Source organism: Marinobacter sp. L-80, assembly GCF_056859395.1.
The window spans coordinates 134,919-153,000 of sequence record NZ_JBSXOI010000075.1 but is presented as its reverse complement, the minus strand read 5'-3'; the positions used below and the strand labels follow the sequence as shown (position 1 = coordinate 153,000).

The window sequence follows — 18,082 nt, the reverse complement described above, 5'->3', positions numbered from 1 at the left end:
TCCCATGGATGATCGTCTCAGAGAAACACTGTCCGCCATGATGGACGACGAAGCTGACGAACTTTCGGTACGTCGCCTGCTTTCCCACGATCGCCAGGACGAGGTTCGGGCGCAGTGGCAGCGTTGGCAGGATGTTCGCGACCTTATGCATGACGGCCACTCGCCGGCCCATGGTATGGACGTCAGTGTGGGCGTCCGTGAACGGCTTGACGGGCGGGGCACCACCGCGGTCAGGCCTGAAGCTGCCGTACAGGCCACCAGGTCCGGCCGCTGGCACTGGCCGGCTGCCGCCATGGTTGCCATGGCGCTGCTGGTCGGGTTCGGTGCTGGTGCCGGTTGGGATTCATCCGCGACCGGGCCGGTTCAGCCGGTGACCGCAGCCGCACCAGAAACGCCTGTGCAGGACCAGCCGGTCAGGGAAATTGCCCTGCAGGGTCTTGATGAGGAACAGTGGGAGTATATGAGTCGCTACCTGCTGGAACACGCACAGCACAACAGTGTTGGCGCCGGGCGGGGCGCCGTCGGCTATGCCCGTCTGGTCAGTGCCAACGGTGCCGGCTACTGAACCCCGGAGCGAGAGTTTAATCATGCCTCAAGTCTTCATTAATGTTGTCCCAAGCCGTGCGTTGTCCATGCTCGTGGGTTTTTTGCTTGCGCTTGCTGGGTCGCTGCCGGCTGCCGCGGACGAAGACGAGGCATCCGCCTGGCTTGAAAGGCTGGGTCCGGCCCTGAACATGACGTCCTACCGCGGTGTGTTCGTATACGCCCGGGGCGAGAGCGTGCACTCCATGCAGATTGCCCATCGTTACAATAATGGCGTTGTTGAGGAGCGGCTGGTTCTGCAGGACGGCGGCAGTGGAGAAATTGTTCGCAAAGGCATGAATGTGGTCTGCGTGCTTCCTGAAACAGGCCGCGTCAAGCTTGACCAGGTGATTCCTTCAGGCCCGTTCGCCGAAGCGTTCACCAGTCAGCTGATGCCGGTCAGCCACTGGTATCGGGCGGAAATGAAAGGTGAGGACCGAGTTGCAGGGTATGACGTGGTTTCAGTGGCGCTAAGCGCCAAGGATCCCTACCGCTACAGTCATCGGCTCTGGCTGGAGAAATCCACCGGTCTTCTGGTCAAGAGTAACGTTCGTAATGCCGAGGGGGAAGTGCTCGAGCAGTTTCAGTTCACCAGCCTGCACATCGGCGAGGACATTCCCGATAGCGAATTCGAGATCCGCACCGAGGGCCGGGAAATTTCCAGAACGCTGGATGAGCCCGCTGCTACGGCATCGGTGGTCCAGCGTATGGATGGGTGGCAGCTTGGCTGGCGCCCGGAAGGGTTTGTCCCTGCGGCGGCGCCCCGCTCCGGCAAGGGCCAGGCCGTTGCCTTCTCCGATGGCCTGGCCGCTTTTTCGGTCTTCGTTGAGCCGGCTGGCCCGGTTAGCATGCCGACGGGCGCCTCCCTGATTGGCGCCACCACCGTTTATATGCATCAGGTGACGGAAGGGGATAGCGCTTTTCTGGTTACCGTCGTGGGTGAGCTGCCTCCGCAGACTGCGCGCCAGGTTGCCGAATCGGTGCGTATTGAAGACTCGGTGGCCCTGGGTGCGGGTGAGCCGTGATTACTGAAACCGGAAAAGTGGTCGCGCTCAAGGGCGACAAGGTCTGGGTCCAGACGATCCGAACCAGCGCCTGTCAGAGTTGTGCTGCCCGCAACGGTTGTGGTCAGAAAGTCCTGGCGGCTGCCTCGGGCGGGCGCGCCAACCAGATTCTGGTGACGAACTCGGTCAATGCCAGGGTGGGAGATGAAGTAACCATTGGAATCGATGAGCAGGCGTTGCTGGGTGCTTCCATTCTGGTCTACGCCGTCCCACTGATCCTGATGGTTGTCGCGAGTATCCTCGGGCACCAGATGTCCGGTGGTAGCGACGGCGCTGCGATGCTGGCCGCTGTCGCTGGCCTGGCTCTGGGTTTTTTCGCAGGACGCAAACTGCAAGACGCGGGCGGCAAGGAGTATGAGCCCCGCCTGGTCCGGGTAAGCCGGATAGCCTCTGAAAACTGTCTGTAAACCCTACGGTTTTGTAAGTTGAAAATCGGTGGGCCGAACTCAAAACTACGCCTAGGTGTAAGCACAACAGGGGGTACAACATGTCGAGTGCAACAGCAGTTGCCCAGTCGTCACGTAATTTCATACCCGGAAGGATGCCGGCCGCTTTGCTGATTTTGCTGTCCGCCATGGTGTTGGCGGGCTGGAGTCAGGCGAGTTCAGCCCGAAGCCTGCCTGATTTTACCGAGCTGGTTGAAGATAACGCCGGTGCGGTGGTGAACATCAGTACGACCACAGAGCCCACGCGCCGCAATTCCGGCGCTCCCGGGATGCCGTTTGATGAGCGTCAGCTCGAACAGCTTCCCGAGTTTTTCCAGGATTTCTTCCGCGGCCCCCAGTCTCCGTTTGGAGGTGGGCCTGGCAACTCCCAGCCACGCCGCTCCATGGGCTCCGGGTTCATTGTCTCCTCGGACGGTTATGTCTTGACCAATAATCACGTGGTCGAGGGAGCTGATGAGATCATCGTGCGGCTGAATGACCGGCGCGAGCTGCCCGCGACGCTGGTTGGAACAGACCCTCGTTCCGATATGGCCGTGCTGAAAATTGAAAACGGCGATGATCTGCCTGTCGTTCAGGTAGGTCGGTCCCGGGATCTGAAAGTTGGTGAGTGGGTGTTTGCGATTGGCTCGCCGTTTGGATTCGATTACACGGTAACGGCCGGAATCGTCAGCGCCCTGGGTCGCTCCCTGCCATCGGAAAACTACGTGCCCTTCATTCAGACAGACGTAGCGATCAACCCGGGCAACTCCGGTGGCCCTCTGTTTAACCTGGAGGGCGAAGTGGTCGGTATCAACTCCCAGATCTACACCCGCTCTGGTGGTTTCATGGGGGTCTCCTTTGCCATTCCGATTGACGATGCGATGAACGTCTTCCGTCAGTTGCGCGACAACGGCTCTGTCTCCCGTGGCTGGCTCGGGGTGCTGATTCAGGAAGTGAACCGTGATCTGGCCGAATCCTTTGGTCTCAAGCGGCCCCGCGGTGCACTTATTGCCGAAGTGATGTCCGGTTCGCCGGCGCAGGCAGCCGGCCTGCAGGCAGGGGATATCGTCCTCAGTTATGACGGCGAAGATGTGCAGCTTTCCTCTGACTTGCCGCCCATGGTTGGCCGCACGCCGGTTGGTGAAACTGCCGAACTGAGAGTGCTTCGCGGTGGCGAGGAAATCGAGCTTCAGGTTGAAATCGGTCGCCTTCCCGAGGAGGGAAGCCAGCAGGCTTCCGCACCGGCCAGTGACAGTGATGGTCCCGGCTCTGCGCCCCTGGGCATGATGGTCGAACCTCTTCCTAAGGACATGGCCGACTCAATGGGTATTGAAGGCGGCGTTGTGGTCAATAACGTTGCGCGGGGTGCGGCTTCCGAAGCGGGCATCCGTGCGGGCGATGTGATCACGGAAATGAATCGCCAGAAGGTGACATCGGTGCAGGAATTCCGCGAGGCTGTTCAGTCGCTGCCCGAGGGCAAGGCGGTATCGGTCCGGGTGGTGCGCCAGGGTCGGGCACTGTATCTGGTGATGAAGCCCTGATACCCTTCTGCTGATCCGGATTACCTGAGATAGAGCCCCCGCAGGTGTTGGAAACGACACTTGCGGGGGCTTTTGTTATACTCGGCGGATCAATAAAAATGAGTGGCCATGGAACGGACCAGCCCCATGATGAACAGACAGGAACTCTCTCTCCGTAAGCTACTGGAATTTCGCAATGCCTGGGTCGCCTGGCTGGTCTTCGCGGTAGCCGTTGCCGTCACCCTATTGCTTTGGCAGGTGTCTATCCGGCTGGTTGAAGACCGCACGGAAGCCCGTTTTCGCACCCAATCGCTCCAGCTTAAATCCGCCATCGAAGAGCGCTTGCTGAATTACGAGCAGGTGCTGGCCGGCAGTGCCGGTCTGTTTGCGGTGGCCGGAGACGTTTCCCGTGATCAATGGCGCGAATACGTGGACAAGGTTGATATCAACCGCTACTACCCGGGCATTCAGGGTATTGGCTATGTTCGCCGTATCGGTGTACGCCAGATGGCCGACCATATTGCCTCTGTCCGCGCGGAAGGGGTGCATAATTACCTGGTGAACCCGCTGGGTAGCGGTCCCTACTACTACCCCATGGTCTACCTGGAGCCTGGCACGGAACGGAACCGACGGGCCCTCGGCTACGATGCCTTCAGTGATCCCATTCATCGCCAGGCCATGGAGCAGGCCCGGGATGATGCGATCCCCACGGTGACTGCCAAGGTGGTGCTGGTTCAGGAAGAGCTCGGCGAAGACCAGGCCAGTTTTCTGATGTATTACCCCGTCTACCAGGGGGGAGAAGTGCCCGAGATCCGGGCCGAGCGTCGCATGATGCTGGCGGGCTATGTGTTCAGTGCCTTCCGGATGAACAATCTTATCGACGGCATCGTTGGCCTGATCTCGCCGTTTCTTGATGTCCGGATCTACGATGCCGGAGTCGTGGAACGGCAGAACCTCATGTATGGCTCCAATCTGGGGTCCCTGGACAACGAATTCAGTTTCCAGATGAGTCAGACCATCAGCCATGGTGGTCGAGACTGGCTGTTGCAGACGCGCTCCACGCCCGCATTTGATTTCCTGGCCTCGGATCCGCGGCCTCCGATCGTCCTCGGCAGTGGCCTGGTGATCAGTGCCCTGTTGTTCCTCTTCGTGCTTGCCTTGATCCGTTCACGGCTGATGGCGCAGATCAGTGCCGGCCGCTATCGGGCGATTACCGAAGGCGCAGCCAATGTCACCCTGGTGATGGACCGTGCCGGGCAGCCCCTGTACGCGAGCCCGTCCAGCCTGGATATCCTTGGCTTCGAGCCGGATCAGGTTCAGGCCCTGAACTTTGAGGAGCTCGTTCATGGTGACGACTGGCCCCAGCTGCAGCGAGGCTTTGACGATTCCGTTCAGTCGCCGGGCAAACAGATGCCGGTCATCCGGGTCCGTATCCGTGATGCCAAGGGGCAGTGGCGGGATATGGAGGGCACCTTTACGGCCATGTTGTCGGTGCCAGGCGTCAATGGCGTTGTGCTTAGCCTGCGGGATCTGACCCAGCTCAAGGCCGCCCAGTCCGAGCTGCACAGGCTGGCATTCTATGATCCGCTTACCGGCCTGGCGAACCGGCAACTGTTCCGGGACCGTTTGAATCACGTGGTCAGCCGCAGTCGCCGGAGCGGTGAGCCGGCTGCCCTCATGTTCCTGGATCTCGACGGCTTCAAACGTATCAACGACACCCTGGGGCACGATTCCGGCGATGAACTGCTGTGCCAGGTGGCGCAGTGGCTGGTGGGTTGTGTCCGTGAGGAGGACTCGGTTGCCAGGCTCGGCGGCGATGAGTTTGTGGTATTGCTGTCCCGGATCAGTGACTCCGATGCTGCCGGCAAGGTCGCAGAGACCATTCTGCGCAGTCTTTGCCAGCGAATCCGGCTGAACGATCACGAAGTCGGCATCACGGTCAGTATCGGCATCACCATGATTCCCCACGACAGTGAGGACGCCGGAACCCTGATGAAGTACGCTGATCTGGCGATGTATCGTGCCAAGGAGCTGGGTCGGAATACGTTCCAGTTCTTCACCCCGGCCATGAACATCAAGGCGGCAAGGCGGCTTCTGCAACAGGAGGAGTTGGCCACGGCGCTGGATGGCGATCGCTTCGTTCTGCATTACCAGCCGAAGATTGATCTGGCCAGTGAGCGGGTGATTGGGGTTGAGGCATTCCTGCGCTGGCATCATCCGGAGAAGGGGCTGGTGTCGGCACAGCAGTTCATCGGTCTTGCCGAGGAAACCGGCCTGATTGTTCGCCTGGGTGAATGGGCTTTGAGACAGGCCTGTATTCAGGCTCAGGCCCTGGAACGGGCCGGCTTTGAATCCCTGAAAATGGCGGTGAATCTGTCTGTTCGACAACTGACCGATTCGGGCTTCCTCGACATGATCCGACAGGTCATCACCGAGACGGGCGTCTCGCCGGAGCGGCTGGAGCTGGAGATGCCGGCGGAGCTGCTCAATGAAGATCCGCGAATGCTCAGGGAGTTGCTGGTGTCACTCCATGATCTCGGGGTCTGTCTGATACTGGATGATTTCGGCACCGGCTCCTGTTCACTGGTTGCTTTGCAGCAGCTGCCGCTGGATGTTATCAAGATCGACCACCGGTTCATTCGCGACATTCCCTACAATGTCAGTGCCACGGATGTGGCCTCCGCAGTGATTGCCCTGGCCCGCAAGCTCCACCTTACGGTGGTTGCGGAGGGTGTGGAAACCCCACAGCAGCTGAGCTTCCTGAAAACTCACGGCTGCGCCCAGTGTCAGGGCAACCTGTTCAGCTATCCGCTGGACGAGGATGCGCTCATCGGTTTCCTTATCCGGCAATACGAACGGCCGCTGATTTCCTGATCATGGCAATGGCGGCCGGTAACCGGTAAAATCACGCCGTTCCCGGATCCCGGTAGCGGCCCTTCCGGGCTCAATCCTTCGTCTTAACTGAGTATTCATCGTCTGTGACTGAACTGAGCCGAATCCGTAACTTTTCCATTATCGCCCACATCGACCATGGTAAATCCACGCTGGCAGATCGTTTTATCCAGGTTTGCGGCGGCCTGACCGACCGCGAAATGGCCGAGCAGGTCCTGGACTCCATGGATCTCGAGCGTGAGCGAGGGATTACCATCAAGGCCCAGAGTGTCACGCTGAATTACACCGCCCGTGACGGGCAGGAATACAAACTGAACTTTATCGATACCCCGGGCCACGTGGATTTTTCCTACGAGGTTTCGCGCTCGCTCTATGCCTGCGAGGGGGCCCTGCTGGTGGTGGACGCCGGGCAGGGCGTTGAAGCCCAGTCTGTGGCCAACTGCTACACCGCCATTGAGCAGGGTCTCGAAGTAGTGCCGGTTCTGAACAAGATGGATCTCCCACAGGCCGAACCTGAACGGGTAGCGGCGGAAATCGAGGACATCATTGGCATTGAAGCGTCTGATGCGGTCCGCTGTAGCGCCAAGAGTGGTCTGGGCGTGGAAGATGTTCTGGAAGATCTGATCAAGAAGATCCCGCCACCCAAGGGCGACCGAAGCGCGCCCCTGCAGGCTCTGATCATCGATTCCTGGTTCGACAATTATCTGGGCGTCGTGTCGCTCGTGAGGGTGACCGAGGGCACCCTGAAAAAGGGCGACAAGATCGTCATCAAGTCTACCGGGAAGGCCTGGAATGCCGACAAGGTTGGTATTTTTAATCCCAAACCGAAAGACACCGACCTGCTGGAGTCCGGCGATGTCGGCTTCGTGGTGGCCGGAATCAAGGACATTCACGGGGCGCCGGTAGGTGATACCATTGTTCACCAGAAGTTCGCCGAGCAGACGCCAATGCTGCCCGGGTTCAAGAAAGTCAAACCCCAGGTCTACGCCGGGTTGTTCCCGGTCAGCGCCGACGACTACAACGATTTCCGGGATGCCCTGGAAAAACTGACCCTCAACGATGCCTCGCTGTTTTTCGAGCCGGAGAATTCCGATGCCCTTGGCTTCGGTTTCCGCTGTGGTTTCCTGGGCATGCTGCACATGGAAATCATCCAGGAGCGGCTGGAGCGTGAATACGACATCGACCTGATCACCACGGCGCCAACGGTGATCTATGAGGTGGTTACCAAACAGGGTGAGACCCTGTCGGTAGACAATCCGTCCCGGCTTCCGGATATTGGTTCCATTGAGGAAATGCGTGAGCCGATTGTGGAAGCGAATATCCTGGTGCCCCAGGAGCACATCGGTAACGTAATAGCCTTGTGTGAGGAAAAGCGCGGCGTCCAGAAGAACATGCACTTCATGACGACCCAGGTCCAGCTCACCTATGAGCTGCCGATGGCCGAGGTGGTGATGGATTTCTTCGATCGTATCAAGTCAGCCAGCCGCGGCTTTGCGTCCCTGGACTACCACTTTACCCGGTTCCAGACCGCCAACCTGGTCCGCCTGGACGTGCTGATCAACGGCGAGCGTGTCGATGCCCTGGCGCTGATCGTGCACAAGGAGCAGGCTCACCACAAAGGGCGCCAGTTGATCGAAAAGATGAAAGAGCTGATTCCTCGGCAGATGTTTGATATCGCGATTCAGGCCGCCATTGGTAATCAGGTTGTGTCGCGGGTCACCGTGAAGGCGCTACGCAAGAACGTAACCGCCAAGTGCTACGGTGGTGACGTCAGCCGGAAGAAGAAACTGCTGCAGAAGCAGAAAGAAGGTAAAAAGCGTATGAAGCAGCTGGGTAATGTCGAGGTGCCTCAGGAAGCGTTTCTTGCCGTACTGAAAGTGGATAAATAAAAGGCCTCCTGGATGGATATCGATTTTCCCCTGGTACTGGTGGTACTGACCTTTGCAACGGGTCTGATCTGGCTGGCGGACAAGCTGTTTCTTCGTGAGCGTCGTCTGGCTGCCTACCGTGCCAGCGGCACCGGAGACGCAGTGGATGAAGGCTCCCCGGCGGAATCGGAGGAGCCAAAAGAGCCCTACCTGGTTGACCTTAGCCGATCGTTCTTTCCGGTGCTGGCGATTGTTCTGGTCCTCCGGTCCTTCCTGGTTGAACCGTTCCAGATTCCGTCGGGATCCATGTTGCCCACCCTGGAAGTCGGCGATTTCATTCTGGTGAACAAATACGCCTACGGGTTCAGGCTGCCGGTTGCCGGCACCAAAGTGATTCCGGTCGGCGATCCCCAGCGCGGCGATGTGATGGTTTTCCGCTACCCGGAGGACGGCCAGACCAACTACATCAAACGGGTGATCGGTTTGCCCGGCGACCATATCCGCTACCGTGACAAGCAGCTGTTCATCAATGGCGATCGGGTGGAAACCCGGTTTATCGCGCGGCTACCGCCGATGGAACTGCGCCGCGAGGATCTCGGTGAAGTAGAGCACGACATTTTTCTGACCATGGGCCGGTCTGGCGGCGGTGGTGAGGGCGAATGGCTGGTGCCCGAGGGTCATTATTTCGTCATGGGTGACAATCGCGACAACAGTAATGACAGCCGCTATTGGGGCACGGTCCCGGACGAGCTGGTGGTGGGCAAGGCCTTTGCTATCTGGATGCACTGGAAATCCCTTACCAGTCTGCCATCCTTTGATCGTGTAGGCGGAATCGAGTAACTCGGACTATCTGGAGCGCAGTCGTAATGAAGAAAAATAATCTTTCCGGCATGGGCCGTCAGCGCGGTGCCTCGGCATTGACCATGATGGTGATGGTGCTGTTTTTTGGTGGCCTGCTGACGCTGGTGATCAAGCTTGGTCCCGCCTATCTGGATGACATAACCATTCAGGAAGCGCTGGAAAGCCTTGATGGCACCGAAGGTCTCTCCCAGATGGGGCCTGCCCAGGTCCGTACGTTGATCAACAAACGGCTCAGCGTGAACAATGTCCGGGGATTCGACGCCAAGAATATTTCGGTCGATAAAGACGGCGATCTGGTCGTTATCAATGTTGATTACGAAGTGCGCAACAACCTGTTCAGCAATGTGGATACGGTGGTTCACTTCAAGCACAAATATGAGATGAAGGGCAAGTGAGTTCACAACCGGATCTGGATCAGTTACAGCGGCGCATCGGCTATCAGTTCAAATCGCCAGAGCGGCTTCTGCTGGCACTCACCCACCGGAGTTATGGAAATCAGAATAACGAGCGCCTCGAATTCCTCGGCGATTCCATTGTGAATATGGTGATTGCCGAGTATCTGTTTCTGCACTTCGAAAAAGCCCGGGAAGGCCAGTTGAGTCGTCTGCGGGCCCGGATGGTAAAAGGCGTTACACTCGCCGAAATTGGTCGGGAGTTCCAGCTCGGCACATACCTTCGATTGGGCTCGGGAGAGCTTAAAAGCGGAGGCTTCCGCCGGGAATCCATCCTGGCCGACGCCGTGGAGTCCATCATCGGCGCCATCTACCTCGACAGTGATTTCCATACCTGCCGGGAACAGGTATTGCGCTGGTTCGAGCACCGTCTGGAAAAGCTCGACCTGCAGGACACCCAGAAAGACCCCAAGACCCGTTTGCAGGAATATCTCCAGTCGCGTCAGTTTCCGCTGCCACGCTATGACGTCATTTCCGTGGACGGCGAGGCCCACAACCAGACATTCCATGTATCCTGTGCGCTGCCGTCGCTGGACCGAAAGACCACCGGGACTGGCAGCAGCCGCCGGGTGGCCGAGCAGCAGGCAGCCCGTAACGCCCTGAAAGAGTTGGGCGTGGAGAACCAGTAATGAACGATATCACCCGTCCGGAAAACCCGGACAGTCGCTGCGGTTTTGTGGCCATCGTTGGCCGTCCGAATGTGGGCAAGTCCACACTGCTGAACCATATCCTCGGGCAGAAGCTGAGCATCACTTCCCGCAAGCCGCAGACCACCCGTCATCAGGTGCTGGGTATCAAGACCGTAGGGCCGGTGCAAGCGATCTATGTGGACACACCTGGCATGCACGAGGAGGAGCCCCGTGCCATTAACCGCTACATGAACAAGGCGGCCACGTCGGCGCTCATTGATGTCGATGTGGTGGTGTTTGTGGTGGATCAGCTGGCCTGGACGACCGCGGATGAGATGGTGCTGGAGAAACTCAGTCGCCTGAAATGCCCTGTGATCCTGGCGGTGAACAAGGTCGACAAGATCGAAAAACGGGAAAGCCTGCTGCCGCATCTGGATATGCTCTCGAAAAAGCGCGAGTTTGCCGAGATCATTCCGCTTTCGGCCCTGAAAGAGACCAATCTGGAACCTCTGGAAGAGGCCGTGGGGCGTTTCCTGCCGGAGAGTATTCATTTCTATCCGGACGACCAGATCACCGATCGCAGTGAGCGATTCCTGGCCTCCGAGATTGTCCGAGAAAAGATCACCCGACAGCTTGGAGCAGAGCTGCCATATTCGGTGGCGGTGGAGATCGAGGAGTTCAAGCGGGAGGGCAAGACCCTGCACATATCCGCCCTGATCCTGGTCGAGCGCGAAGGTCAAAAGAAGATCATCATCGGCGAGAAGGGCGAGCGGATGCGCCGCATTGGTCAGGAAGCTCGTACGGATATGGAGCGTATGTTCGACAGCAAGATCATGCTGAGGCTCTGGGTAAAGGTGAAGCGTGGCTGGGCAGACAGCGACCGGGCCCTGAAAAGCCTGGGCATGAACGACCTCTGAGGCAGCCATGAAGGGGCCTGAGCTGCAGGAGCCCGCCTATGTCCTTCACCGACGTCCCTGGCGGGAAACCAGTCTCATGGTGGATCTGTTTTCCCTGAACCATGGCCGGATGACCGTCATCGCCCGGGGAGCCAACAGCGCCAAAAGTCCCCTGAAAGCCCAGCTACAACCTTTTCAGCCTCTGATAGTGGATTGGGCTGGCCGGGGCGACCTGAAAACCCTGACCCAGGTCGATGTTCGGGCCGGCCCCACAATTACCCGGACAGTGTCGCTCTACAGTGGCCTTTACCTGAATGAACTGTTGCAGCGGATTCTGCCCGCTGCAGATCCCCATCCCACGCTCTTTGCAGCCTACATCGATGCCATCGGACAGTTGTCCGACACCAGAGATGTGGAGCCGGTGCTTCGGCGTTTTGAACTCGCCTTTGCCTCCGCCCTCGGCTATGACTTTGCCTGGGATCGTGCCACGGATACCGGGCAATCCGTCGAGCCCGGCGGGGAGTATTGTTATGATCCGGAGCAGGGCATAGTGTCCGGGCTGTCGCCCGGTGTGCGCCTGCGAAATCTTCCGGGCGATGTTTTGCTCGATCTGGCCGGGGAAGATTTGCAATCTGAGCGCTGTCGGCGACTGGCGAAACGGGTCATGCGAGTCCTGATCGATTACCTTCTCCAGGGGCGTCCCCTGAACAGTCGCAGCCTTTTCACTCACCTTCGGGGAGAATCCCATGAATCCTAGAGTACTGCTTGGCGTCAATATTGATCACGTTGCCACCCTCCGTCAGGCGAGAGGTACCCGGTACCCTGATCCGGTCCAGGCAGCGCTGATGGCCGAGGAGGCCGGCGCAGACGGCATCACAATCCATCCCAGGGAAGACCGGCGTCATATTCAGGATCGGGATGTGCTGCTGCTCAAAGAGGTGCTCCAGACCAAGATGAATCTAGAAATGGCGGTAACCGATGCGATGCTGGCGTTTGCCGAACAGGTGCGGCCGGAATGTGTTTGCCTGGTGCCAGAGAAGCGTGAGGAATTGACCACCGAGGGCGGACTGGATGTCGAGGGTCAGGAATCCCGGGTTGCCAAGGCCTGTGAGCGCCTGGCCCGGATTGGTGCCGAGGTGTCACTGTTTATTGATCCGGATCCGGTCCAGATTGATGCCGCGGTCCGCTGTGGCGCGCCGGTAGTGGAGCTGCACACCGGAGAGTATGCCGAGGCCGAAACACCTGAAGCCGAGAATGCCGCCTTCAAAACCATTGCCGACGCCGTCGCCTACGCCCGCAAAAAGGGTTTGATTGTGAATGCGGGCCATGGCCTGCATTACCACAACACAGAGCGAGTGGCGGCAATCCATGGCATCAATGAACTGAATATCGGTCATGCCATCATAGCCCGCGCGGTCTTTACCGGTCTCAAAGAGGCGGTCCGGGATATGAAAGCCATCATCGATCAGGCCCGAAGCCGGGTCTGAGACGGGGCAGCCTCAGGTCGTTTCGGCGGCCTCATGGCGTTCCCGGAACAGCTGCTGCCAATCGGTCTGGTCGCTCCAGATCTGCAGGCGCTCCATGGCCGAGAGCAGCTGGTCTTTCTGGTGCTCCAGATCCGGAGCAGAGCATTTGATGGCCGTTTCCAGATGGTTGGCTGCGGCTCTCAGTTCCGGTACGCCGCAGTAGCGGGTAGCGCCATGGAGCTTGTGAACACATTCCAGTAGCCCATCCATGCTGTGGCTGGCCCAGAGTTCCGAGATCCGCCCGCGATCCACGTGGACCTGCTCCAGCAGCATGCTGAACAGCTCTTCGGCCAGGTCCGCCTTGCCGGCGGCCAGTTGAATGCTTTCGTCCACGCTGACGCAGTCCTGCTGCATTTTGCGCGTTGATGGCCGCAGGGCCCGACGGGTGTCGCGAACTTCCGGAACGGGAAGCCGGCCGTCGCTGCCGTTCTTCGGGCACACGTAGCCGGTGTACTCATGAATGATGTCGTTGAGCTGGCCACTGCTGATGGGTTTGGGCATGTAGCCATCGAAGCCCTGCTTTGTCAGTCGTTCCTGCTCGTCCGACAGGGCATGCGCAGTCAACGCAATGATCGGGGTCCGGTGATTGCCGGTATCCATCTCCCTCAGCCTTGCAGTGGTTTCCACCCCGTCCATGCCGGGCATCTGAAGGTCCATGAAGACCAGGTCGAAGGGTTTCTGTCTGGCCTTGCTCAGGGCTTCAAAGCCGCTGGAAGCGCCCTCGGCGTCCAGTTGGCAGTCTTCCAGCAGGGTCATTACCAGCTTCAGGTTGGCATCGTTATCGTCCACGGCCAGCACTCTCGGCACATTGGCGGTCGTTGCACGGTTGGCGGAAATCTCGTACTCGGGGACCCGCCCGCCGGAATTGATGCCGTGCACCAGCAGCAAAAGCTCATCGTACAGGGAATCTCGGCACACCGGTTTGGTGAGGTGGCCGCTGGCAAGTCCCGATAGCGGTGTGTCGTGGGTTTCAAGGGTGGGGGTCAATAGCAGTGTCCGGCAATCCCGTTCAATCTCCAGGGTACGGACAAGCCCGCAGTACTGGCTGGAATTGAGCAGGTGTCGGGTGATGCCGACAATGGCTACGGCATAGCCCGCCTGGCTTTTCTGGGCCTCTTCAATGTGCTCCTGCAGGGCGCCCGGTGACGCTACCCGGTCGACCACCATGCCCCAGTCCCTTAACAGGTGTTCCACGGCCAGCCCGGTGGTTTTCTGTTGCTCCAGGTAAATGACCCGTTCACCACGCAGGGCATCCCTTGGGGCAATGGCTTCACCGCTGGTGGCAAGCTCCGAGGTGAGGGTAAACCAGAAGGTGGAGCCTTTACCCAGCTCGCTTTCGAGCCCGATCTTGCCCCCCATTTCTTCCACCAGACGCTTCGAGATGGCCAGCCCAAGGCCGGTGCCACCGTATTGACGGGCGGTGGAGGCATCGGCCTGGCTGAAGGCGTTGAACAGGGATTGCTGTTGGGCCCGGGACAGGCCCACGCCGGAATCGGTAATGCTCAGGCGCAGGGTAACGCGGTTGGTGTCAGCTTCTTCCTCTTCCAGGCTCGCCCGCAGGACCACCTCACCGGTCTGGGTGAACTTGATGGCGTTGTTGACCAGATTGGTGATCACCTGTTTGACCCGCAGGGGATCGCCCATGATGTTGTCCGGCACATCGTTATAGACCAGTGGCACCAGATCGAGATTCTTGGCGTGTGCCGCTGGCGCCAGCATGACCATGACTTCCTCGACGATATCGCGTAACTGGAACGGTACCCGGTCGAGGATCAGCTTGCCGGCCTCAATCTTCGAGAAATCGAGGATGTCGTTGATGATCGTGAGCAGGATCTCCGACGATTTCCTGATGGTGCTCAGGTGGTCCCGTTGCTGGCGTGGCAGGGGACTCTTTAGAAGCAGTTCGGTGAAGCCGATGATGCCGTTCAGCGGGGTGCGGATCTCGTGGGACATGTTGGCCAGGAACTCGGATTTGATCCGACTGGCCTCGAGTGCTTCTTTTCGAGCGAAATCCAGCTCGATGTTCTGGATTTCGATGGTTTCCAGGGTTTCCCGCAGATCTTCGGTGGCCTGGTCGATGTTCTGCTGCATTTCCGCCTGGGCCTTGCTCAGCTCTTCGGCCATGGCATTGAGGCCGGATTCCAGCTGTTCGAACTCCGGCCCGGCGCCGGTGTAGACCCGGGTATCCAGCTTGCCTTCCTTGAGTTTGGCAACGGCCTCGTTCAGTTCGAATACCGGGTTGGTGAACGCACGGCTCAGTCGCAGGGCAATGGCCATGCTGAGAATGACGCCCCCGAGAATGAGCAGCAGGGAAATAAGCAGGGCCTTGTACGTCTCTTTTTCGGCGCGGATATGGGACATTTCCACAACCACCCAGCCCAGAGGCTCCCGCAGATTCGACATGGACTGGCGGGCATCCGGGTCGAGCATGCTCTCGATCATCAGATCCTGCAGAAACACGGGGGTGATAAACCGGGTGCTGTTTTTTCGGGATATCCGGGTGGCGTGCTCGGCGGTGAGTTCGTCGGACTGCACGGTCTCCGAGCTTCCGGGCCCGGTGTGGAGCAGGCGGGAGCCGTCACTGCCAAAGAAGGTGATGGAGCGGACGTCCTGCTCTTCCAGAAGAGCATTGGAGAGGCTGCTGAGCAGGCTGCGATTGGCGGTAAACAGGCCATATTCGGAACCGGCGGCGAGCTGTCGGGAGAGTGATTCGCCCCGATCCTTCAGCAGGCTTTCTATATTGTTAACCCAGCTGTAGGTGAAGAACAGCCCCAGCATCAGGGTGGTCAGCAGGGTGGGAACCAGCGTTACCACCAACACTTTTTTGCGAATGCCCCAACGTCGCATACCGTGATCCTGAATTATTGCTTTTGTCCGCGTCGCAGAGCGGAAACCGTCCGTGTTAAGAATAGCTGATCCGGAAAGGGATAACTGTGGTATCAGTCCCGACAGTACCGGAAAATCCCGTGTCGGATATAGCCGCCGGTCATGGATATAGCGAGAAGCTGTATTGGGAGACCGGGGCGATAACGCGTATCATGCGAAGCCAAAAGTGTACCACAGGGTTATCATATGCATTTTCCCACCATTGAAGATTATGTCGGGCACACCCCTCTGGTTCGCCTGCAGCGTCTCCCCGGTGAGACGAGTAACGTGATTCTGGCCAAGCTGGAAGGGAATAACCCCGCCGGCTCGGTGAAGGATCGCCCGGCCATCAGCATGATCCAGGAAGCGGAGCGTCGGGGCGACATCAAGCCGGGCGATACCCTGATCGAGGCGACCAGTGGCAACACCGGCATTGCCCTGGCCATGGCGGCTGCCATCAAGGGGTACCGGATGGTGCTGATCATGCCCGCGAACATGAGTGAGGAGCGTCGGGCATCCATGCGCGCCTATGGTGCGGAGATTGTCACGGTCACCAGGGAAGAGGGGATGGAAACTGCCCGTGACCTGGCCCTCAAGATGCAGGCGGAGGGCAAGGGCAGGGTGCTGGATCAGTTCAGCAACCAGGACAACCCTCTGGCGCACTACCGCACGACCGGTCCCGAGATCTGGGAGCAGACCGGGGGGCGTGTCACCCATTTTGTCAGCTCCATGGGCACTACTGGCACCATCATGGGCGTGTCCCGTTACCTCAAGGAGCGCAACCCGGATATTCGCATTATCGGGCTTCAGCCCAAAGAAGGTGCGTCCATACCCGGGATACGTCGATGGCCCGAAGCCTACCTGCCGAAAATCTACGATGCCGCACGGGTGGACGAGGTGTTGGATGTTGGCCAGGAAGAGGCCGAAAACACCATGCGGGCCCTGGCTTCCGAGGAAGGCATTTTCTGTGGCGTCTCCTCCGGCGGTTCGATCGCGGCCGCGCTCAAGCTCTCGCAGCAGGTTGAAAACGCCATCATCGTGGCCATTATCTGTGACCGCGGCGACCGCTATCTATCCACCGGTGTATTTCCCGGCGCCTGAACACGATTCCACCAAGAGACCCGAGTATGAGCAGACGACGCAGGAAGGTTCTTCCAAAAGAGCCCGTGCGCTGTGAGATTGAGACCCTGAGCCATGACGGCCGGGGTATCGCCCGTCAGGATGGCAAGACCCAGTTTGTCGATGGCGCCCTTCCGGGCGAAACCGTGATGGCGAAAGTGGTGTCCAGTCGAAGCAAGTTCGACGAACTGCGCACCGAAGAGGTTCTGGAAGCCGCGCCGGATCGTCAGACGCCACCCTGCGAGTTTGCCGACCTGTGTGGCGGCTGTAGCCTGCAGCATATGAGTGGCGATGCGCAGATCGCGTTCAAGGAGAATACCCTGCGGGAGCATTTTGCCCATTTCGGGGGCATCGAACCCGAGGAGTGGATTGAGCCACTGCGCTCGGAAGAGAGCCTCGGCTATCGCCGCAAGGCGCGCCTCGGGGTTCGTTACGTCAAGGCCCGGGAGTCTGTCCTGGTGGGGTTTCGGGAGAAACGCAACAGTTTCCTGACCGACATCGACCGTTGTGTGGTGCTGGATCCCCGCATTGGCGACCGCATACTGCCCCTTCGAAATATGCTGCACGATCTGGACGCCTACAGCCGAATCGCCCAGGTGGAAGTTGCCTGTGGCGATGATGTGGCGGTAATGGTGTTCCGCAATATGGATGACCTGTCCACTGGTGACCGGGAGAAGCTCATTGCCTTCGGCCAGGCTCACGATTTGCATATCTACCTGCAGCCAAAAGGGCCCGATACCGTTCATCGGATCTGGCCCGAGTCCTCTGGCCGGGATGATGAGCGACTGAGCTACAGGCTGGAAGAATTCGACCTGACCATGAAATTTCATCCCATGGACTTTACCCAGGTCAATGCAGGCATTAATCGCGCAATGGTACACAGGGCCGTGGAATGGCTGGATGTCCAGCCTGGCGAGCGAGTCCTGGATCTGTTCTGCGGTCTGGGGAATTTCACTCTGCCGCTGGCCACGCGAGGCGGGCAGGTTGTTGGCGTGGAAGGCGACGAGACCATGGTCGTACGGGGCCGGGAAAACGCGGAACTAAACGGTCTCGACAATGTCGCTTTTCACGGTGCCGACTTGCACGGTGACTTCACGGGCCAGAGCTGGGCCAAAGAAGGGTTCGACAAGATTCTGATTGATCCGCCCCGTTCCGGTGCCGAGGAGATCTGCAAGTACCTCACGGCCTTCGGGGCACAAAAGATAGTCTATGTCTCCTGCAACCCGGCCACCCTGGCGCGCGACGCAGGCGTAATGGCGCGCAACGGCTATCGACTGGTGCGCGCAGGTGTGATGGACATGTTTCCCCACACCACTCACGTGGAATCCATCGCGTTGTTCGAACGGGATTCCGACTGAAGATGCGGTGGGCAGTCAGGGATGG

Annotated in this window: 15 protein-coding genes; 14 read left to right on the top strand and 1 reads right to left on the bottom strand. The window is 59.0% G+C overall.

What is annotated here, in order from left to right; all coding sequences use genetic code 11:
• Window positions 1–4: 4 nt before the first annotated feature.
• From AC13E3_RS17755 to pdxJ, 12 genes are all read left to right on the top strand, one after another.
• The gene (locus AC13E3_RS17755; protein ID WP_008176205.1) at window positions 5–565 is read left to right on the top strand and encodes a sigma-E factor negative regulatory protein; all 561 of its coding nucleotides are present in this window, start codon (window positions 5–7) and stop codon (window positions 563–565) included.
• A 67-nt stretch (window positions 566–632) separates the two neighbouring features.
• Window positions 633–1,607, top strand: a complete 975-nt coding sequence (locus tag AC13E3_RS17750; RefSeq protein ID WP_273082556.1) for a MucB/RseB C-terminal domain-containing protein — start codon at window positions 633–635, stop codon at window positions 1,605–1,607.
• A complete protein-coding gene (locus AC13E3_RS17745) occupies window positions 1,604–2,053 on the top strand; it encodes a SoxR reducing system RseC family protein (RefSeq protein ID WP_008176201.1) in 450 nt (149 codons plus the stop codon). The genes AC13E3_RS17750 and AC13E3_RS17745 overlap by 4 nt, the downstream gene beginning before the upstream one ends.
• Window positions 2,054–2,187: 134 nt before the next feature.
• Entirely contained in the window at window positions 2,188–3,612 is a 1,425-nt protein-coding gene (locus AC13E3_RS17740) for a DegQ family serine endoprotease (protein ID WP_273017395.1), read from the top strand.
• A gap of 126 nt (window positions 3,613–3,738) precedes the next feature.
• Window positions 3,739–6,465 (top strand): bifunctional diguanylate cyclase/phosphodiesterase, encoded by a 2,727-nt coding sequence (locus tag AC13E3_RS17735; RefSeq protein WP_273069228.1) that lies wholly within the window; start codon window positions 3,739–3,741, stop codon window positions 6,463–6,465.
• A 104-nt stretch (window positions 6,466–6,569) separates the two neighbouring features.
• Window positions 6,570–8,372 carry a translation elongation factor 4 gene (gene lepA, locus AC13E3_RS17730; protein ID WP_014576285.1) on the top strand — a complete coding sequence of 601 codons (1,803 nt, stop codon included), beginning with the start codon at window positions 6,570–6,572 and terminating at the stop codon, window positions 8,370–8,372.
• 12 nt (window positions 8,373–8,384) lie between these two features.
• The gene (gene lepB / locus AC13E3_RS17725) at window positions 8,385–9,191 is read left to right on the top strand and encodes a signal peptidase I (RefSeq protein WP_014576286.1); all 807 of its coding nucleotides are present in this window, start codon (window positions 8,385–8,387) and stop codon (window positions 9,189–9,191) included.
• A 26-nt stretch (window positions 9,192–9,217) separates the two neighbouring features.
• Complete coding sequence (locus AC13E3_RS17720) at window positions 9,218–9,607, top strand: DUF4845 domain-containing protein (RefSeq protein WP_008176189.1); 390 nt, start codon at window positions 9,218–9,220, stop codon at window positions 9,605–9,607.
• Window positions 9,604–10,293 (top strand): ribonuclease III, encoded by a 690-nt coding sequence (gene rnc, locus AC13E3_RS17715; protein WP_008176185.1) that lies wholly within the window; start codon window positions 9,604–9,606, stop codon window positions 10,291–10,293. Before AC13E3_RS17720 ends, rnc begins: the two co-directional genes overlap by 4 nt.
• Window positions 10,293–11,210: a GTPase Era gene (era, locus tag AC13E3_RS17710; RefSeq protein ID WP_008176182.1), complete on the top strand. Its 918-nt coding sequence runs from the start codon at window positions 10,293–10,295 to the stop codon at window positions 11,208–11,210. Before rnc ends, era begins: the two co-directional genes overlap by 1 nt.
• Window positions 11,211–11,217: 7 nt before the next feature.
• Complete coding sequence (gene recO, locus AC13E3_RS17705) at window positions 11,218–11,946, top strand: DNA repair protein RecO (protein ID WP_273069292.1); 729 nt, start codon at window positions 11,218–11,220, stop codon at window positions 11,944–11,946.
• Window positions 11,936–12,676 carry a pyridoxine 5'-phosphate synthase gene (gene pdxJ, locus AC13E3_RS17700; RefSeq protein WP_088557922.1) on the top strand — a complete coding sequence of 247 codons (741 nt, stop codon included), beginning with the start codon at window positions 11,936–11,938 and terminating at the stop codon, window positions 12,674–12,676. Before recO ends, pdxJ begins: the two co-directional genes overlap by 11 nt.
• A gap of 12 nt (window positions 12,677–12,688) precedes the next feature.
• On the opposite strand, the gene AC13E3_RS17695 is transcribed toward pdxJ, so the two are convergent.
• Window positions 12,689–15,562 (bottom strand): ATP-binding protein, encoded by a 2,874-nt coding sequence (locus AC13E3_RS17695; RefSeq protein WP_482902307.1) that lies wholly within the window; start codon window positions 15,560–15,562, stop codon window positions 12,689–12,691.
• Between the two features lie 225 nt (window positions 15,563–15,787).
• On the opposite strand from AC13E3_RS17695, the gene cysM reads away from it, so the two are divergent.
• Together cysM and rlmD are read left to right on the top strand one after the other, a co-directional pair.
• Window positions 15,788–16,681 carry a cysteine synthase CysM gene (gene cysM / locus AC13E3_RS17690; RefSeq protein WP_008176171.1) on the top strand — a complete coding sequence of 298 codons (894 nt, stop codon included), beginning with the start codon at window positions 15,788–15,790 and terminating at the stop codon, window positions 16,679–16,681.
• 26 nt (window positions 16,682–16,707) lie between these two features.
• Complete coding sequence (gene rlmD / locus AC13E3_RS17685) at window positions 16,708–18,057, top strand: 23S rRNA (uracil(1939)-C(5))-methyltransferase RlmD (protein ID WP_008176170.1); 1,350 nt, start codon at window positions 16,708–16,710, stop codon at window positions 18,055–18,057.
• Window positions 18,058–18,082 lie beyond the last annotated feature (25 nt).

Coding starts and splice junctions, on each gene's coding strand:
- AC13E3_RS17740 (WP_273017395.1), top strand. CDS start 2,188: ATGCCGGCCGCTTTGCTGATTTTGCTGTCCGCCATGGTGTTGGCGGGC.
- AC13E3_RS17750 (WP_273082556.1), top strand. CDS start 633: ATGCTCGTGGGTTTTTTGCTTGCGCTTGCTGGGTCGCTGCCGGCTGCC.
- rlmD (WP_008176170.1), top strand. CDS start 16,708: ATGAGCAGACGACGCAGGAAGGTTCTTCCAAAAGAGCCCGTGCGCTGT.
- cysM (WP_008176171.1), top strand. CDS start 15,788: ATGCATTTTCCCACCATTGAAGATTATGTCGGGCACACCCCTCTGGTT.
- AC13E3_RS17720 (WP_008176189.1), top strand. CDS start 9,218: ATGAAGAAAAATAATCTTTCCGGCATGGGCCGTCAGCGCGGTGCCTCG.
- AC13E3_RS17695 (WP_482902307.1), bottom strand. CDS start 15,562: ATGCGACGTTGGGGCATTCGCAAAAAAGTGTTGGTGGTAACGCTGGTT.
- AC13E3_RS17735 (WP_273069228.1), top strand. CDS start 3,739: ATGATGAACAGACAGGAACTCTCTCTCCGTAAGCTACTGGAATTTCGC.
- lepB (WP_014576286.1), top strand. CDS start 8,385: ATGGATATCGATTTTCCCCTGGTACTGGTGGTACTGACCTTTGCAACG.
- recO (WP_273069292.1), top strand. CDS start 11,218: ATGAAGGGGCCTGAGCTGCAGGAGCCCGCCTATGTCCTTCACCGACGT.
- pdxJ (WP_088557922.1), top strand. CDS start 11,936: ATGAATCCTAGAGTACTGCTTGGCGTCAATATTGATCACGTTGCCACC.
- era (WP_008176182.1), top strand. CDS start 10,293: ATGAACGATATCACCCGTCCGGAAAACCCGGACAGTCGCTGCGGTTTT.
- AC13E3_RS17755 (WP_008176205.1), top strand. CDS start 5: ATGGATGATCGTCTCAGAGAAACACTGTCCGCCATGATGGACGACGAA.